Source organism: Chloroflexus aurantiacus J-10-fl (assembly GCF_000018865.1).
GTDB classification, from domain to species: Bacteria; Chloroflexota; Chloroflexia; order Chloroflexales; family Chloroflexaceae; genus Chloroflexus; species Chloroflexus aurantiacus.
In genome coordinates, this window is the sequence record NC_010175.1 from 3,292,653 (window position 1) to 3,308,659 (window position 16,007).

The 16,007-nt window shown below is 56.1% G+C and carries 15 protein-coding genes; 7 read left to right on the forward strand and 8 right to left on the reverse strand.

The genetic code is table 11. From position 1 onward, the window contains the following. Nucleotides 1-56: 56 nt before the first annotated feature. The 4 genes from CAUR_RS12915 to CAUR_RS12930 form a co-directional block, all read right to left on the reverse strand. Complete coding sequence (locus CAUR_RS12915; protein WP_157866446.1) at nt 57-584, reverse strand: IS5 family transposase; 528 nt, start codon at nt 582-584, stop codon at nt 57-59. Beyond that, nucleotides 491-835, reverse strand: a complete 345-nt coding sequence (locus CAUR_RS21915) for a transposase (protein ID WP_353846948.1) — start codon at nt 833-835, stop codon at nt 491-493. Before CAUR_RS21915 ends, CAUR_RS12915 begins: the two co-directional genes overlap by 94 nt. A 270-nt stretch (nt 836-1,105) precedes the next feature. Next, the gene (locus CAUR_RS12925) at nt 1,106-1,417 is read right to left on the reverse strand and encodes a type II toxin-antitoxin system VapC family toxin (protein ID WP_012258325.1); all 312 of its coding nucleotides are present in this window, start codon (nt 1,415-1,417) and stop codon (nt 1,106-1,108) included. Next, nucleotides 1,414-1,641 (reverse strand): type II toxin-antitoxin system Phd/YefM family antitoxin, encoded by a 228-nt coding sequence (locus CAUR_RS12930; protein WP_012258326.1) that lies wholly within the window; start codon nt 1,639-1,641, stop codon nt 1,414-1,416. Before CAUR_RS12930 ends, CAUR_RS12925 begins: the two co-directional genes overlap by 4 nt. A gap of 711 nt (nt 1,642-2,352) precedes the next feature. Here CAUR_RS12930 and CAUR_RS12935 point away from each other — a divergent pair. The 7 genes from CAUR_RS12935 to CAUR_RS12965 all read left to right on the forward strand — a co-directional run bounded on the left by CAUR_RS12935 (nt 2,353) and on the right by CAUR_RS12965 (nt 10,008). Further along, nucleotides 2,353-3,081 (forward strand): class I SAM-dependent methyltransferase, encoded by a 729-nt coding sequence (locus CAUR_RS12935; RefSeq protein WP_012258327.1) that lies wholly within the window; start codon nt 2,353-2,355, stop codon nt 3,079-3,081. A gap of 612 nt (nt 3,082-3,693) precedes the next feature. Continuing rightward, nucleotides 3,694-4,140: a hypothetical protein gene (locus CAUR_RS12940; RefSeq protein ID WP_015909229.1), complete on the forward strand. Its 447-nt coding sequence runs from the start codon at nt 3,694-3,696 to the stop codon at nt 4,138-4,140. 402 nt (nt 4,141-4,542) lie between these two features. After that, nucleotides 4,543-5,712: a COG1470 family protein gene (locus CAUR_RS12945; protein ID WP_012258328.1), complete on the forward strand. Its 1,170-nt coding sequence runs from the start codon at nt 4,543-4,545 to the stop codon at nt 5,710-5,712. Between the two features lie 86 nt (nt 5,713-5,798). Then, nucleotides 5,799-6,749, forward strand: coding sequence for an ABC transporter ATP-binding protein (locus tag CAUR_RS12950; RefSeq protein WP_012258329.1), 951 nt, complete (start codon nt 5,799-5,801; stop codon nt 6,747-6,749). Then, nucleotides 6,733-7,722: an ABC transporter permease gene (locus CAUR_RS12955; protein ID WP_012258330.1), complete on the forward strand. Its 990-nt coding sequence runs from the start codon at nt 6,733-6,735 to the stop codon at nt 7,720-7,722. The genes CAUR_RS12950 and CAUR_RS12955 overlap by 17 nt, the downstream gene beginning before the upstream one ends. Before the next feature lie 580 nt (nt 7,723-8,302). Then, complete coding sequence (crcB, locus tag CAUR_RS12960; protein WP_012258331.1) at nt 8,303-8,683, forward strand: fluoride efflux transporter CrcB; 381 nt, start codon at nt 8,303-8,305, stop codon at nt 8,681-8,683. Between the two features lie 17 nt (nt 8,684-8,700). Beyond that, the gene (locus CAUR_RS12965; protein ID WP_012258332.1) at nt 8,701-10,008 is read left to right on the forward strand and encodes a DUF190 domain-containing protein; all 1,308 of its coding nucleotides are present in this window, start codon (nt 8,701-8,703) and stop codon (nt 10,006-10,008) included. 117 nt (nt 10,009-10,125) lie between these two features. On the opposite strand, the gene CAUR_RS12970 is transcribed toward CAUR_RS12965, so the two are convergent. From CAUR_RS12970 to CAUR_RS12985, 4 genes are all read right to left on the reverse strand, one after another. Further along, on the reverse strand, nt 10,126-12,627 hold the full coding sequence (locus CAUR_RS12970; RefSeq protein ID WP_012258333.1) for an ATP-dependent Clp protease ATP-binding subunit: 2,502 nt from the start codon (nt 12,625-12,627) through the stop codon (nt 10,126-10,128). A gap of 130 nt (nt 12,628-12,757) precedes the next feature. After that, a complete protein-coding gene (gene rpsA / locus CAUR_RS12975) occupies nt 12,758-13,957 on the reverse strand; it encodes a 30S ribosomal protein S1 (protein ID WP_012258334.1) in 1,200 nt (399 codons plus the stop codon). Nucleotides 13,958-14,062: 105 nt separating this feature from the next. Beyond that, nucleotides 14,063-14,923, reverse strand: coding sequence for a phosphate regulon sensor protein PhoR (locus tag CAUR_RS12980; protein WP_012258335.1), 861 nt, complete (start codon nt 14,921-14,923; stop codon nt 14,063-14,065). 104 nt (nt 14,924-15,027) lie between these two features. Beyond that, complete coding sequence (locus CAUR_RS12985; protein ID WP_012258336.1) at nt 15,028-15,993, reverse strand: MBL fold metallo-hydrolase; 966 nt, start codon at nt 15,991-15,993, stop codon at nt 15,028-15,030. Nucleotides 15,994-16,007 lie beyond the last annotated feature (14 nt).

Here is a 16,007-nt window from a genome sequence, read left to right on the forward strand (position 1 = left end):
ACAACTACATAAGTCTTGCTCTACATTCTACGTGATGAGTATATTTTATCTAGAACTCATTTCAAAATTCGGTCAATACACCACAGAATGATAGCGACGAGACAAAACGCACGATAGATATGCAGATGACAGTCATAGCGCACTACCAACCGACGGCAATTGTCCATCCAACCGAAGCAACGCTCGACCTTCCAGTGTTGCCGGTAGCGTGTGCCGGCACGAATCGGATGCCCGCGCTTGGGGTACGTGCGGTTGGGCCGCCCAATAGGTGAAATGGTGGGTGTGATCCCTCGCCGACGCAGGGTCCGGCGAACCTCGGCGCTATCGTAGGCTTTATCTGCTACCAATGCTTTCGGTCGCGTGGTGGGCCGACCGCGTCTGCGTAGAACACGAATGCTCTGCACCGTCGGTTCAGCCAGGGTGCGTTCGTGCGGTTGTGCGCTGTCCATGTGCAGGCCGATGGGCACGCCGTTGCCATCGACCACGATCATCACCTTCGAGCCGTTGCCAACCTTCGTTTTGCCTCCGCCATGGCCCCCTTGTTCGCCGGAACGACGCTGCCGTCCAGCAACGCCTGTGCCCACGCCAGCTTGCCGTCGGCATCGCGGTGGCTCAAGCGGGTGCGCCAGCTGCGCTCCCACGTCTCGTCCTGCGACCACTCGTGCAATCGTCGCCAGCAGGTGCTGGGTGCCCCGTACTCCTTTGGCAGGTCTGCCCAGGCACAGCCCGTGTGCATCACAGACAGCGTGTCGTTCAGAGTGTCCGTCGGTCGTTGGTGCATGGACGACCCCGTGTGCTTTTTTTCTTGGGGATGAGCGGTTCGATCACCGCCTATTGGTCGTCGGTGAGGTCATGTCTGCTCATACCGCCATTCTAGCGTAAGCAGACATTTTTGAAATAGGTTCTGGCCTTGGAGTAGAGCTTTGCTCTACGCAACGCGGCATAATACGCTTTAAGTATACTGGCTAACATCCGGTTTCGTTACAACGACTCCAGATAGATGTCTTACTGGTCAGGCTCATTCTTCACCCTACCAGAGCCGACTCATGCCATACATATCGAAAATACTATCGGCACTAATGATTGGAATTCCTTCAACCAGACCTTACGCAATCAGCAGACGATCAAACGGATCGCGATGATGAAATGGTAACGTTGCAATCTTCAGAGTGTGATTGAGAGTGATGTCGAGCAGAGTAATATCGTTCAGTAGCAGTTGATGGGGTATAAACAGCTCGAAGGGCTGGCTCAATTGAAGCCGCCCCAGGCTGACTTTGATAGCCATCTCCCAAACGCTCGCCACACTGAGAAGCACTTCACTGGTTGGCTCCTCAATCAATGTACGAGCACGGAGACTGAGGGACAGGTTATCTTCTATGAACCAAATGAAACTGTGAGTGTCGAGCAGTAGTTTCACACTGTATATTCCTGAAAATCTTCCAGCGGCGCATCGAAGTCATCCGTCATACGGATCATACCTCTGGCACTACCAGGACGACGTGGCTGTCTGACCTGTTTGACCGGAACCAATCGAACGACATGGTGATCGTCGGTCGTTATCAAGATGACTTCGCCGCGTACCGCAGCATCGATCAGACTGGCCAGTTGCCCGGCTGCCTCGTCTACGCTGATTTGCTGCATCCCATGCCTCCTCTGACGTTAAAGTTGTTATCTTCCATATAACACGTAGTATAGCATGGCAAAACTGAAAGTGACTTCAGCGTAGCCAGACCATTACGACAGGGGATATTTGCCTGCTGAGAGTGCTCATCAATGTCGTGCTTGCCAATGGCTCTTTTCAACAGATGTAGAAGCTACAGACTACATGAGCGTGACGAGGACACACAGCATACCCGTGATGAGCAGGCCAACGGCACGCCACGCACCGGATCGTGAGCACGGCTGCTGCGGCAGCATGAATATCGCACACACGATGCAATACGCGCATGATGTGCGGGCAAGGCGATTAGCCAGGCGGGTGATGGCACCATTGCATTGATGGTCGCTAGCGCTGCTCGCTGCCACACCGAGGTGTTGGGAGCAGGATAGGCAGGCTGTGGTGATTGGCAAGCGTTCGTGAGTCTGGGTGACAGTCTGGATGCATGACAGCACAGCTTTTATGCAATAAGCCTGATTGGCGGTTATAGTTGTAAGATATTTTTAAGATAAGCTATATGCCCCCAATGTACACGAAAAACCCCACCTTCAGATCGGGAAATATTCCAATTCCCTGCTCGTCATACGAGATGCAATGATTGATTACACACGCTAAAGTGTTATGGGGGCGGATAATACTTCTCTTTATGCCACAATCGCCCATGGTTACCTCTTTATTATAAAATGGGGGGTCTGATGAATATCAATCGTCAGCAGTGGGATGCGTTGGGTAAGCTCAATCCCTTTTGGGCAATGACCGGTAAAAGCGACTGGGATTTGCCAGCTTTCTGGCAGACTGGCTATGTTCAGGTCGAGGATTTGCGTCGGGAAATTTCTCAACTCGGTTATCCGCAGCAGTTTCACCGGGTGCTTGATTTTGGGTGTGGAATCGGACGGCTGGCACCTGCGTTCTGCGCGTGGTTTGATGAATACGTTGGGTACGATGTCTCGGAAGCGCTAATACAGAAAGCGCGAAATTTACACAAAGACCTCGACCGGGCACAGTTTTTCGTTACACAGCGAGATCGCATTGATCTACCGGATAACAGTATCGATCTTGTCTTTTCATTTGGGGTTTTCCAGCATATTCCAGACCGCTACGCTCTATTTCAGATCGTTTCTGAATTCACTCGTGTGCTCAAACCAGGTGGTCTGATCTTTTTCAATGTTTGTCACCATATACGCTGGATGTATCGTATACAGTTGCGTCGACGCTTATACTGGCTTGGCAAGCGGCTTGGTATCCTTGATTACCATCTGTTTTACCGGTTTAGGTTGTATCCGCAGTCAGTTCATGCGCTCTCACGTGAAGCATTGCAGCGCCATTTGCACACTCTCCCTGTGCACATCCTCTTCAGTCGATCCACATCGCCTCATGTTGCACCACATCAGCTGTGGGAGTATGCGCTGACAAAGCATGGCTAGCAGTTGAGCGTGCGTGGGTCAGATGTACCGAATTGCTGACGGAACGCTGTGTTGATCATGGTGGCTATGTCAAATCTTGACTAACAAGATGCACCGTCACCAGGCTCACGTACCGATCCCGACCCGCGCTACGACCTGTACCCGCCAGTGCGTGCAGTGGATGCGAAAGCGTGACTTCCGCACGGCCAAACGTGCGCCACGAGCAACCCGGCCTGGAAACTGTGTCCTCGTCGGTGTGTGATCTCACTGCGTGCGCAGCGGAAACTCTGTTCTCCGTATCCGCGCTCATGTCACTGTCAGCATGATGGTGCGATTATGGGCGATGAATTTTAGCACTTATTTCAAAAAATATCTACATAGAAGCTATCTCAACTCATTACTGACAGACTCTATGGTTGTGGCGAGCACACACAGTATCCGCAATTCCGGCAGGGTCAACGGCATGCCACGCACCGGATCGTGAGTACGGCTGCTGCGGCAGCCATGGTGCCGCACTCCAAACGTCGCGACACGTGCATGACAAGCGGGTAAGGCAACCAATCCAGCGTGTGATAGAACCGTCGATGGTTGTCAGCCCTCCTTATTACCATACCGGCAGCCTGGGAGCAGGATATGCTGTCGTGGGTGATTGACAAGAGTTCATTCGCCTGTGTGACAGGCAAAGAGCACGACAGCATGGGTTTTTATGAAACAAGCTCTTGTAAACCGGATTTGACGTCAGATAATTATTCTGCGCCTGGTTTGCAACTGCGTGCTGTACCGGTCTCTACAACCGCTCGTGTCCACCCTTGTCAGACCTGCCGCTATGCCAAACCTCACCGCTGTACTCAGAAGTGGACTAGAACCTATTTCAAAAAACATCTACGAGAAGGCATCTTATTCATTGCCACTCGATTCGATGTTCATGACGAGCACACCCGGCATCCGCGTGACCAGCCGGGTCAACGACGTTACACGCGCCAGATCGTGAGCACGGCTGGCGCGGCAGCATGGCTGCCGCACTCCAAACTACGCCACACGTGGATGATGAGCGAGCAAGGCAACCAATCCAGTACGTGATGGCACCGGAGATAGTTATAGTTATTAGAGCGCGACAGTACAACTTTTTATGAAATAAGTTCTACTTATAGCATCACACGACAGGTGACAGGTGTTGTGCGCGATATATGTATCACATTAGCTGGTCCATCGTTATCTGTGAGTGGGTGAATGATGGATGGCCCAAAACCCAACCCACAATCTCCCTGCACTCTCTTCTTCTACACTCTTATCTCCTACCTCCTATCTTCTACCTCCTACCTCCTATCTCCTATCTCCTATCTTCTACCTCCTATCTCCTGTCTTCTCATAGACAACACTAACACTCCGCTAATCTTCTTCTAATCATCATTCTCTATGTTCTCACAATTGAGCGGGTCACCGCGACAGATGATCAGGTGTCAGTAGTAAGAGAGGTGAACGATGCGCACGCTTCGCATCATTAGCGTACTTGTGATGCTGGCGCTTCTGATTGTTGCTGGTGCAGCGCCGGCGATGGCACAGGAAGGCCAGCGGAATCTCTTCTTTTATACTCGTTATCCTTCACAAGAAGCTACAGTTGGTGATACGGTGACGTTCAAGCTGACGCTTGGTACGGAGACGACTCCCCAAATCGTGCGGCTTGGTCTGCGGAATGTGCCCAATGGCTGGACGGCAACGTTCCGCGGTGATGGCCGGGTGATCCAGTCGGCGTATGTTGAGCCGAACAACAATGCGACGTTTGATCTGCGGATTGAACCCCCTGCCGATGTGAAGGCCGGTGAGTACCAGATGCTGGCGGTTGCCACCGGTGTCTCGCAAGAGGTAACGCTTCCGATTGCCCTGACCCTCAAGGAGAAGACGACCAATCCAGCCGGTCTGTCGTTCAACGTTGATCTGCCCACACTGCGTGGTTCGCCGAGCACAACCTTCCGCTACAATGTGACCCTCAAGAATGAGAGCACTGAGGAGGTGCCAGTCAGTCTGCTCGCCGAAGCACCGCGCGGTTTCCAGGTCGATTTCAAACTCTCCGGTCAGAGCATTACCAGTGTGCCATTCGGCCCCAATGAGTCGAAGAATTTGAGTGTTGAGGTTCGTGCGCTGACTGATGTTCCTGCCGGTACCTATGAGATCGGTATTCTGGCCCGTGGTGGTGATTTGCAGGCAACCACACGCCTGGTCGCCGATATTACCGGTCAACCACAACTGCTCCTGACGACCCCTGATGGTCGGTTGTCGGGTGAAGCGCGCATTGGCGAACAGACTGAGGTGAAGCTGGTGGTAAGCAATAATGGTAGTGCGCCGGCCCGGAACATTGAGTTGAGCGCTTCGCCACCTGTTGGCTGGACGGTTGAGTTTGAGCCGAAGCAGATTCCAGAACTGGCTACCGATCAGGTAGTTGAAGTCACGGCGAAGGTGCAGCCCTCGAACCAGGCAATTGCCGGCGACTATCTGGTGACCTTTACCGCTCGCCCGGCTGATGCCGCTGCCGCAACCAGTGAGTTCCGCTTCACTGTGCTGACCTCGACGCTGTGGGGGCTGGTTGGCATTGCCCTGATCGCTGTTGCTGTGGTTGGGGTTGGCGTGGCAGTGATGCGGTTCGGACGGCGCTAGCAGGTGGGGATGGTGACGGCTCACCGTTGCCATCCCTTTGTTGCTGCACGAGACGACCAGTGCAAATCTAGCCGGGAGGTGGTGTTATGGCAGAGGTTGTGGTTGAGTGCCGTGATCTGACCAAACAGTACGGTACATTCACTGCCGTTGACGGCCTCAATCTGACTGTGCGTAAAGGTGAAATTTTTGGTCTGCTCGGCCCGAATGGTGCCGGTAAGACCACCACGATTCTGATGCTGCTCGGCTTGACTGAGCCAACCAGCGGTAGTGTGCGGGTGTTGGGCTTAGACCCGGCCCGGCAACCGTTGAGTGTCAAGGCGCGGGTTGGCTATCTGCCCGACCAGGTTGGCTTTTACGATAACCTGACAGCACGCGAAAATCTGAACTACATCGCAAAGCTGAATGGCATGCGTGAGCCGGAGATGAGCAAGCGTATTGCCACAGCGCTTGAGCAGGTTGGTCTGAGCAATGTTGCTGATCGGCGGGTGAAGACCTTCTCGCGAGGTATGCGCCAGCGTTTAGGGGTGGCAGAGGTGCTGATCAAGCAACCACAACTGATCATTATGGACGAGCCGACACTGGCGCTCGACCCGGAGGCAGTGCGCGAATTCCTCGACCTGATCCGGAAATTGAAGGAGAGTGGGATTACGATGCTGCTCTCATCCCACTTGCTGCAACAGGTACAGGCGGTATGTGATCGGGTTGGCCTGTTCCACAAAGGCCGGATGGTGTTGGAAGGGACAGTCAGTGAGCTGGCGCAGCGCGTGCTTGGTGGAGCCTACCGCATTCACCTGGAGGTAGAGGGCGGTGAGGCGGTGGCGCCGGCTCTGCGTGAACTCCCTGATGTGTTGAACGTGGCCCAGGACGGTACGCGCTTTTACAATGTCGAAGCCCGTACTGATGTGCGGGCAGAGATTGCCCGTAAAGTGGTGGAGGCCGGTGGACGCTTACTCGGTTTAAGCATCGACACACCGGGTCTTGATGAGGTCTATGCCCGCTACTTCCAGAAAGGAGCAGCCTATGCAGCGACAGCTTAGCATGGCAACGGCCCGGCAGCAACGTGAGGGTTCACCGTGGACGGGGCTGTGGGCGGTGGTAGCGAAAGAGATGGCCGACTACCTGACCAGTGTGCGGATGCTGATTCTGGAGGCGTTAATCTTACTCACCGCCTTTGGCACTGTCTACGCAGCAGCGCAAAACTTGCGTGCCGGTACCGGTAGTGGTGATGAGTTCCTGTTCTTGCGCCTCTTCACAACGGCGCGTGATCCTTTGCCGGCGTTTGTCGGCTTTCTGGGTCTGCTGGTGCCACTGCTCGCGATTGCGCTGGCCTTTGACTCGGTGAATGGTGAGTTCAACCAGCGCACGTTGTCGAAGGTTCTGGCGCAACCGATCTACCGTGATGCGCTTCTGCTGGGTAAGTTTCTGGCCGGTTTAGGCACCCTGGCCCTGGCATTGTCAGCGATCTGGTTGTTGATCATCGGGATGGGCTTGCTCCAGTTGGGGGTACCGCCAACCGGTGAAGAGACGCTGCGTATCTTCTGGTTTTTGCTGGTGACCATCTTTTACGGTGGTATCTGGTTGGCGCTGGCAATGCTCTTCTCGATCATCTTTCGCCAGCCGGCCACCGCAGCGTTGGCCGCGATTGCGGTCTGGCTGTTCTTCACCGTATTCTGGGGGATTCTGTCGAGTCTGCTGGCGCGCACCTTGCAACCGGTACCTCCCGGTGATACACAGGCGCTGATCAACCAGATTCAGCTCGAACTGATGCTGACCCGTATCTCGCCCAACACCCTCTTCTCGGAGGTGGCGCTGGCGATGCTCAATCCGACTGTGCGGGCGTTGGGCTTGATCTTGCCGATCCAGTTGCACAATGCCATTCCTGGCACACCATTGCCGGCCATGCAAAGCATTCTGCTCACGTGGCCGCACGCGACTGGCCTCATTGCAGCGACGATTGTGTTGTTTGCGGTCGGTTACATTCTGTTTCAGCGCCAGGAGGTGCGGGCGTAAGCCTGCGCTGTTCGTGCGGGGAGGGATGAGAGGATTTCCCTTCCCGCACTTTTAGCGAGTTGCGCGCATAGGTTGGGTTTGGCGTAAGGCACGGTCTTTGGAGGCGATGATCGGGTGTTCGGGAACCGGTTTTGTGTACACACGAACATAGTGCCTGGTGAGACGATACGTCACTCGTCGTGATGCGGATAGACGGATTCCGTAGGGGCGGGTTTTGTAGGGGCGGGTTCCAAACCCGCCCCTACAGTCGATCTGGTCGGGAAGCCGTATCCACGGCGGTGGGGAGGGTTGGGCGGGTTGGGAACCCGTCCTTGCGCCGAACCGTGGGTTATGGGTAATCCGGTCGGGAAGTTGTATTCAGGTCGGGGGGAGGGTTGGGCGGGTTGGGAACCCGCCCCTACGCCGAACCGTGGGTTATGGGCCATCCGGTCGGGAAGTTGTATCCACGGCGGTGGGGGAGATCATAGGGGGCGGGTTGGGAACCCGCCCCTACTGCGTGTTTGGCATAGTCGTAGTTGACAAATCGGCGTACAATACAAGTAGCTTTGTTGGGTTCTGCTTTGAGAAAAGAACTGGACTGATGAACAACATATTGGCGATTGCCCTGGGGGCAGCTATCGGTGCCAACCTGCGCTACGGCATCGGTCTGTGGGCTGCTCAGCGGTTTGGTACGGCATGGCCTTACGGTACCTTCATCATCAATCTGCTCGGTTGTCTGGGGATCGGATTATTGTTAACGCTCATCTCCACGCGATTGACGCTGAGTGAGCCGGTACGTTTGATGCTGGTTACCGGTCTCTTGGGCGGTTTTACTACCTTCTCAACCTTTGGCTATGAGAGTTTCAGTCTGTTGAGCAGTGGGAACTGGCTGCCCGCAATAGGCTACATGGTAGGAAGCGTTGTCGGCGGCCTGATTGCCGTTATCATCGGCGTCGGCTTAGGTCGGTGGTTTGGTGGCTAGCAGAGAGGAGGTCTCCAATGGAGCAGACCGTGACTCAACAACTCTGGATTTACATCGATGAGGGAGATAGCTTGCAAGGCCGTACCGTCGCTTCCCGTATTGTCGATACGCTGCGGGCTGCCGGTGCACCGGGGGTGACCGTGTTTCGTGGGGCTGGGGGGTACGGTACCCACGGGGTCTTTCACAGCGATCTCCTGGTTGATATTCCAAGCCGGTTGCCGTTGGTGATCACCTGCATTGATCGGAGTGACCGCTTACAACGGTTGTTGCCCAAACTTAGCGAGCTGGTGCAAGAGGGTTTGATCGTGCTTTCGCCGGTGCAGGTCGTGAAGGTAGCGAGGCGGACTGGAAGTGCTCTTCCTGCTCATCTCAGGGTAGCCGATGTGATGAATCACGACGTTATCTCCGTCACATCCGAAACATCGGTAGGCGAGCTGGTACGTCTGCTACTCGAACGCGGTTTGCGGGCAATGCCGGTGGTTGATGCCGAACGTCGTGTGATCGGTATTGTTACTGATGCCGATCTGCTCCAGCGTGGGGTGAGCCAGTTGCCACTGCATTTGCAGCAGTTACTACCCGGCGCCGAGCGTGCGGCTCATCTGGCAGCAGTGGCTGCTCGTCCCGAACGGGCCGCTGATGTAATGACCCCCAACCCTACTACCATTCCTGCGACAGCTTCGCTTACCCAGGCTGCCCTGCTCATGACAGAGCATGATCACAAGCGCTTACCGGTAGTTGATGAAGCCGGACGCCTGGTTGGGATGTTGAGCCGATCCGATCTGTTGCAGACGGTGGCGAATACGTTCGCCTCAAGCAGTGAGGTTCTGCCGGGTTCAATACTCACCACTGCCAAAACCGTTGGAGAGGTCATGATTCGCGATGTACCGACAGTTACACCGGAAACGCCCCTCGCTGAGACACTCGACCGTATTCTTTCGACACCCCGACGGCGGGTGGTTGTTGTCGATCAGAATCGGCGTGTCGTCGGTATCATCAGCGACGGTGATATTCTCCGCCGGGCGGCTCGTCCGGTAGCACCGGGATTGTTACAGCGCTTTGCGGTCTGGATCGGTGGCGGTGCCCGTCCGCCAGAGCTGGAGCTGGCGCTCAAGAATCTGACGGCGGCAGCAGTGATGACCAGCCCGGTGCTGACGGTGAATCCCGACACGCCGATTATCAGTGCCGTTGAGCTGATGATCGAACGGCGTATCAAGCGTTTGCCGGTGGTTGATGAAGAAGGCAGGCTGGTGGGAATGGTCGGGCGAGCGGCGCTGTTGGGGGCGTTGTTGGGTTCTGGTGGTGAGGGGGGGCAGGAACGGGAGTAGGGATGGCCTGGCACATTTTGCGGTGCAAGCGCGCCAGGCCAGCCGTGAAAAGCAAGAGTTCACCAAACCCAAAGCGAGGAGCCTCTACGGCTCCTCGCTTCGTCTCTACCTTACCGCTCAGGCAAGTGCCGGGCTTTCCTCGACGTGTTCCTGGTCGATCTCGCGTTGTGAACGGAGGCGCAACTGATCCTCAAAGGTATCGACGATAACTGTATCGCCGTCGCGGAACTGACCAGAGAGCAGCCCCTCCGCCAGCGGGTCTTCGATCAGGTTGGTGATCACCCGGCGCAAGGGGCGGGCACCGAACGCCGGATCGTAGCCGCGGCGGGCCAGGAATTCGAGGGCGTCGGGTTGCACCTCCAGCTTGATCTGGTGCTCGTCGAGCTGGGTCTGGACACGCTTGAGCATGAGCCGGGTGATCGATTGAATCTCCTCGGTGGTGAGCGGGTGGAAGATGATGGTCGCGTCGATCCGGTTGAGGAACTCTGGCCGGAAGAGCATTCTGAGCGCTTCATCCACCTTGCGCCGCATATCGTTCTGATCGATCTCGGCGGCGTTGCTACCAAACCCAATCCGCGATGCGCGGCGAATGTGTTCGGTGCCGACGTTGCTGGTCATGATGATGATGGTATTGCGGAAGTCGACCCGTCGCCCTTTACCATCGGTCAGATGACCATCCTCCAGCACCTGGAGCAGCAGGTTGAAGGCATCGGGGTGCGCCTTTTCGATTTCATCAAACAGCACGACACTGTACGGCTTCCGGCGCACGGCATCGGTCAGTTGACCACCTTCGCCGTAGCCGATGTAGCCGGGCGGCGAGCCAACCAGGCGCGAGGTCGTGTGGCGCTCCTGGAACTCTGACATGTCGATCTTGATCAGCGCCTCTTCGGTGCCGAACATAAACTCGGCCAGTGCCTTGGCCAGCTCGGTCTTGCCGACACCGGTTGGGCCGAGGAAGATGAAGCTTCCGATTGGGCGCTTCGGGTCTTTCAGGCCGGCACGGGCGCGACGCACGGCTTTCGAGATGGTGACGATGGCTTCGTGCTGACCGACGATCCGGCTATGGAGGAACTCCTCCATCTGCATCAGGCGCTGGGTTTCATTACCGGTCAGCCGGGTCACGGGCACGCCCGTCCACATGCCAACGACCTCGGCAATGTCTTCTTCGGTGACGTATGGGCGCTCGTAGCGTTCGTCGCTGCGGGTACCCAGCTCGGCCTCGATCTCCTGGATGCGGCTGAGCATACGCTCTTCGCGCTCGCGCAGATCGTTGGCAAGTTCAAACTGCTGATCTTCGAGGGCGGCTTCGCGCTCTTTGCGCAGCGCCTCCAGGCCACGCAGGGCATCGCGCAGGCGCGGCGGTGTCGCCGAGCGGTACATGCGTACCCGTGACGCCGCTTCGTCAATCAGGTCAATCGCCTTATCGGGGAGCTGGCGGTCAGGGACGTAGCGTGCCGAGAGTACTGCCGCTGCCCGGATCGCCTCGTCACTGATCTGCAACTGATGGAAATCCTCGTAGCGCGACTTGATCCCGCGCAAAATCTGGATGGTATCTTCAATCGACGGCTCATCAACCATCACCGGCTGGAAGCGGCGTTCCAGAGCGGCGTCACGCTCGATATACTTGCGGTACTCATCGAGGGTTGTGGCCCCGATGGTTTGCAACTCTCCACGCGACAGAGCGGGCTTGAGGATGTTGGCCGCATCGAGCGTCCCTTCTGCGCCACCGGCACCGATGATGGTGTGGAACTCATCGATAAAGAGAATACAGCGCGACTCCTTGATCTCGTCGATCACGCGCTTCAACCGCTCTTCAAATTGACCACGGTACTTGGTACCGGCAACCAGCGCACCCATGTCGAGCGTAACAACTCGCTTGCCCTTAATGCTATCTGGCACATCACCCTGAACGATGCGCTGGGCGAGGCCCTCGACGATGGCTGTCTTACCGACACCCGGTTCACCAATCAGGGCCGGATTGTTCTTCGTGCGGCGTGAGAGAATCTGAATGACGCGCTCGATCTCGTGTTGGCGGCCAATGATGGGGTCGAGACGACCCTGCTCGGCCATCTCGGTCAAATCGGTACCCAGTGCGTCGAGATACGGGGTCTTCGACTGCCGCTGCGTCGGCGTCGTACCGGGAGCAGTCCGTCCTTCAGCAGTTGCGCCGGCTGTGCCGTGGCGCAAGACACGCATTACCTGATTGCGCACCTGTTCGAGGGAGACACCGAGAATATCGAGGACACCGGTTGCCACCCCCTCACCGTTGCGCACCAACCCCAGCAGCAGATGCTCGGTGCCGATGTAGTGATGGTTGAGGCGATTCGCCTCTTCGATAGCATACTTAATCACCTTCTGCGCCCGTGCCGTCAGCTCCTGGTCGGTAACCATTGTGCTTTCGCCAGGGCCAACGATAAACTCGACCGCACTACGGGCCTGGGGCAATTTCACACCCAGCTCATCGAGGACGCGCGCAGCAATCCCTTCACTTTCGCGGATCAAGCCCAGCAAAATATGCTCGGTACCAATGTATGGGTGATTGAACGCACGTGCTTCCTCGGCTGCCAGTTGCAGCACTTGCTTGGCGCGCTTGGTAAATTTGCTGTAGAGGTCAGACATATGATTCTCCGCTCACTCAATAGGAGGAAACGATTATCAGGCTTTGACAGACCGGGGATAGCGAACAACACCCGTTGTTTTATCTGAAACACCGACCAGGAGCGCCATCCTGATCGGTTCGTTATAGCCGTTAATCGGGATTTTCCTCTTTCTCGCTACTCTCAGTTGGTTCGGCGTGCAGGCGCAGACTTAACCCCATCCGTTTACGGGCGGGATCAATCCGAATAATGCGCGCCTGTACGACCTGACCTTCACTCAACACCTCACGTGGATGCTGAATCCGTTCATCTCCCATTTCAGAGATATGGATCAGCCCCTCGACCCCGTCTTCAATGCGAGCAAAAGCTCCGAACGAAGCCAGTTGGGTGATTGTGCCTTCCACAATCTGACCAAGCTGATAGCGTTCGGCTACTCGCGTCCACGGCTCACTCTGCGTGCGTTTGATCGACAGCGCAATCCGTTTCCGCTCGTGGTCGATGTTGAGAATAGCGACCTTGACTTTATCGCCGACTTTCAACACTTCGCCAGGATGTTTGACCCGTGACCACGAGATTTCCGAGAGATGAACCAGGCCATCAGCGCCGCCAATGTCAACGAAGACACCAAAGTCGCACACCGAAGAGACGACACCGTCGCGCACATCACCTTCACGCAGCGATGTGAGCAACTCATCCTTCTTCGACTCCCGCGTTTCGACCAGGGCCTGGCGTTCCGACAGGATGAGCCGGTTGCGGTTGCGATTAATCTCGATCACCTTCAGCGGCAGCTCCACGTTCACCAGTCGTGCCATCTCGGATTGTTTTTGCGTCTCCGAGACGCGACTAATGCTCGACACCTGGGATGCCGGTACAAAGCCGCGCACACCGTCGAGATCGACGAGGAGACCACCTTTATTGTAGTTTTTCACGCGGGCATAGATAATATCGCCGCGCTCGTAACACTCTTGCAATGCACGCCAGCTCTTTTCCTGACGGGCCTTGTCAATCGAGAGAATTGCCCGACCTTCCTTATCTTCCGATTGCACCACAAAGACCAGGATTGTGTCGCCTACTTTAAGTGCAGCGCGATCCTCCTCGCTGAGGGTCTGCATCTCTCGACTTGGAATGACGCCTTCGGCCTTGGCACCGATGTCAACCAGAATCTCGTCGCGATTAATCTGCATAATACGACCGTCGACCGTGTCGCCGTGTTTGAGGTTGCGATAGGCGTGAGTCGGATCGCGTAGAATCTGTTCCATCAGTGCCTGATCGCCACGGTCGAGCAGGTCGTTTAGATCAGGTTGGCGAATGTCTTCGTTTGTGTTGTTGCCGGCATGATTAAGCTCTTCCATGAAAAATCCCTGCGCAGAAGCGGCGGCGCGCCATTCGACGGGGCTTGGTCGGAGTGATACGTAGAAATATTATACGTCGGGCTGTTGTAAAACGCAAGGATGCGATCACGATTCTGCGTTTCGTTGCCCGGCGAGTTCAGTGACAGTCAGGGCGTATCCACGACCGATGGTCGTTGATTGAAAGGTGCTCAGTGGGAGCAGGCCGAGGCGACGCAAGTGGAAATAGGCTTCATCGTTACAGGTTATCATTCCCGGCGGAGTCTGGCGGATCAGCACGCTTACCTGCTCCAGTGGTTCGCCGCTGAAATGCAGCCCCAGAACGGGCACGACGCCGATCCGGCCCAGGCCACTGCTCAGGCTGAGTGGTGGGAGTGATAGACCGACAGTTTGCGCGGCGTGGACAGTAGCCGAGATGAACGAGATCGCCTGTTTCATCGGGTCGGTATCGGCGTGTAAAATCCCGAAGATCAGGAGGAGGTGATCGTGACGCCACTCGATCAGCGCCTGATGTGGCGCGATCTGTTCGCGGATCAGTGCGAAGCGCGCCTGTGCTTCGGTGAGGGGATCGGTGATGGTAAGGCGTCCAATCGCCAGTACTGCAACAGGTGTGATCATGCCGGAGACCGGTGGATGGAGGCTGAGCGGATCGATCTGTCGCAGTGCCGGCTGGGTGAGCTGGAGCCGTTGCAGGTGCTGTTCGGTACGCCATTGTTGCAAGAGGCGATTCAGCGTATGACACAATTCGCCCCATACACCGGTGCCTACTTCCAGTTTCGTTTCAATTGGATTGCGGCGCAGGTGGGTGATGAGGGTACGGGTAGCCTTGACAAAATGATACCGTTCCCAAAGCAGCATGGCGATACAGACCACCAACGCCAGGATGGTGATTGGTGGTGCAACGAAGATGCCAGCGAGTGCAATGATGCACGTTCCAATGACGATAGTTGACGAATCTATCCAACGCATAGGGGCGCCTTGCCGATAGCCATCATTCTGAATGGCATGTGCAGGGTACCATATGCGTTGAGGTACGCTTAACGAGCGTAGATTACAGATTGGCGAACGTGGTCTTACAGTGTGTACCGTACCAGTTCGTCGTCATGGCGTTGCAGTAAACCATCGACAACCATCATTTCGAGGTGGGCAATGGTTTCAGCGATGGCAAAGCGAGCTTCGTGTGGGGTGAAGCGCTCAACATCGAATACCCGTTGCGCCACGGCAAAGGCAGTGTCGGCACCGTTACGCACTGCGGCGAGCATAGCGGCTAATCGCTCGTGGTGATGCACCTGTAATTCACTAATGCGCGTCTTCCACTCTGTGATCGGTTTGCCATGACCGGGAAGGGCCAGATCGACCTTCAGCGTCGCCAGTTCAGCCAGCGAGGCCAGATATTTCCGTAACGGATCGGGTTCACTTTCCGGCCAGACGCCAATATGAGGCGTGATTTTGAGTAGCACCTGATCACCAACCAGAGCCAGCCGCTCATCGGCTGCGTAGAAGATTAACTGCCCATCACTATGGCCAGGGGCATGAATAGCGACAAAAGAACGCCCCCCCATCGTTACCTGGCTACCGGGTGGCAGGGGGGTCAGGGGTGGGTGCGGTCGGGTCGCAGCCCGCAATCCGGCAATGGCACCGACGACTTTATCGACCAGATCGGCGGGCATACCATGACGGAGAAAATGGCGTAAACTGGGGTCGTCGTGATCGGCTCGCTGTACCCAGACTTCCTGGGCCAGTTCGATTTCCCGTGGGGCCAGCAGTACCCGGGCACCGGAATGGTGATGGAGCCAGCCGGCCATCCCAAAGTGATCAGGGTGGAAATGGGTCAAGACAATTGTATGAATCTGAGCCGGGTCGAGGTTGAGCGCAGTCCATGCCTCTTGCCAGGCAGCTTCGCCGGCGGGTGTATGTAAGCCGGTATCGACGACCGTCCATCCCTGTGGATCGCGGAGCAGATATACATTAACATGGTTGAGGGCAAAGGGGAGTGGCAGACGTAGCTGGTACACATCGGGTAAAATTGTTGTGAGCATACATAATCCTGCTG

Excerpts from the sequence above, each read along its gene's own strand:
- rpsA (WP_012258334.1), bottom strand. The coding sequence starts at position 13,957 with ATGGAAGAGCTTAATCATGCCGGCAACAACACAAACGAAGACATTCGC.
- CAUR_RS12980 (WP_012258335.1), bottom strand. The coding sequence starts at position 14,923 with ATGCGTTGGATAGATTCGTCAACTATCGTCATTGGAACGTGCATCATT.
- CAUR_RS12955 (WP_012258330.1), top strand. The coding sequence starts at position 6,733 with ATGCAGCGACAGCTTAGCATGGCAACGGCCCGGCAGCAACGTGAGGGT.
- CAUR_RS12965 (WP_012258332.1), top strand. The coding sequence starts at position 8,701 with ATGGAGCAGACCGTGACTCAACAACTCTGGATTTACATCGATGAGGGA.
- crcB (WP_012258331.1), top strand. The coding sequence starts at position 8,303 with ATGAACAACATATTGGCGATTGCCCTGGGGGCAGCTATCGGTGCCAAC.
- CAUR_RS12930 (WP_012258326.1), bottom strand. The coding sequence starts at position 1,641 with ATGCAGCAAATCAGCGTAGACGAGGCAGCCGGGCAACTGGCCAGTCTG.
- CAUR_RS12985 (WP_012258336.1), bottom strand. The coding sequence starts at position 15,993 with ATGCTCACAACAATTTTACCCGATGTGTACCAGCTACGTCTGCCACTC.
- CAUR_RS12935 (WP_012258327.1), top strand. The coding sequence starts at position 2,353 with ATGAATATCAATCGTCAGCAGTGGGATGCGTTGGGTAAGCTCAATCCC.
- CAUR_RS12970 (WP_012258333.1), bottom strand. The coding sequence starts at position 12,627 with ATGTCTGACCTCTACAGCAAATTTACCAAGCGCGCCAAGCAAGTGCTG.
- CAUR_RS12950 (WP_012258329.1), top strand. The coding sequence starts at position 5,799 with ATGGCAGAGGTTGTGGTTGAGTGCCGTGATCTGACCAAACAGTACGGT.
- CAUR_RS12940 (WP_015909229.1), top strand. The coding sequence starts at position 3,694 with ATGCTGTCGTGGGTGATTGACAAGAGTTCATTCGCCTGTGTGACAGGC.
- CAUR_RS12945 (WP_012258328.1), top strand. The coding sequence starts at position 4,543 with ATGCGCACGCTTCGCATCATTAGCGTACTTGTGATGCTGGCGCTTCTG.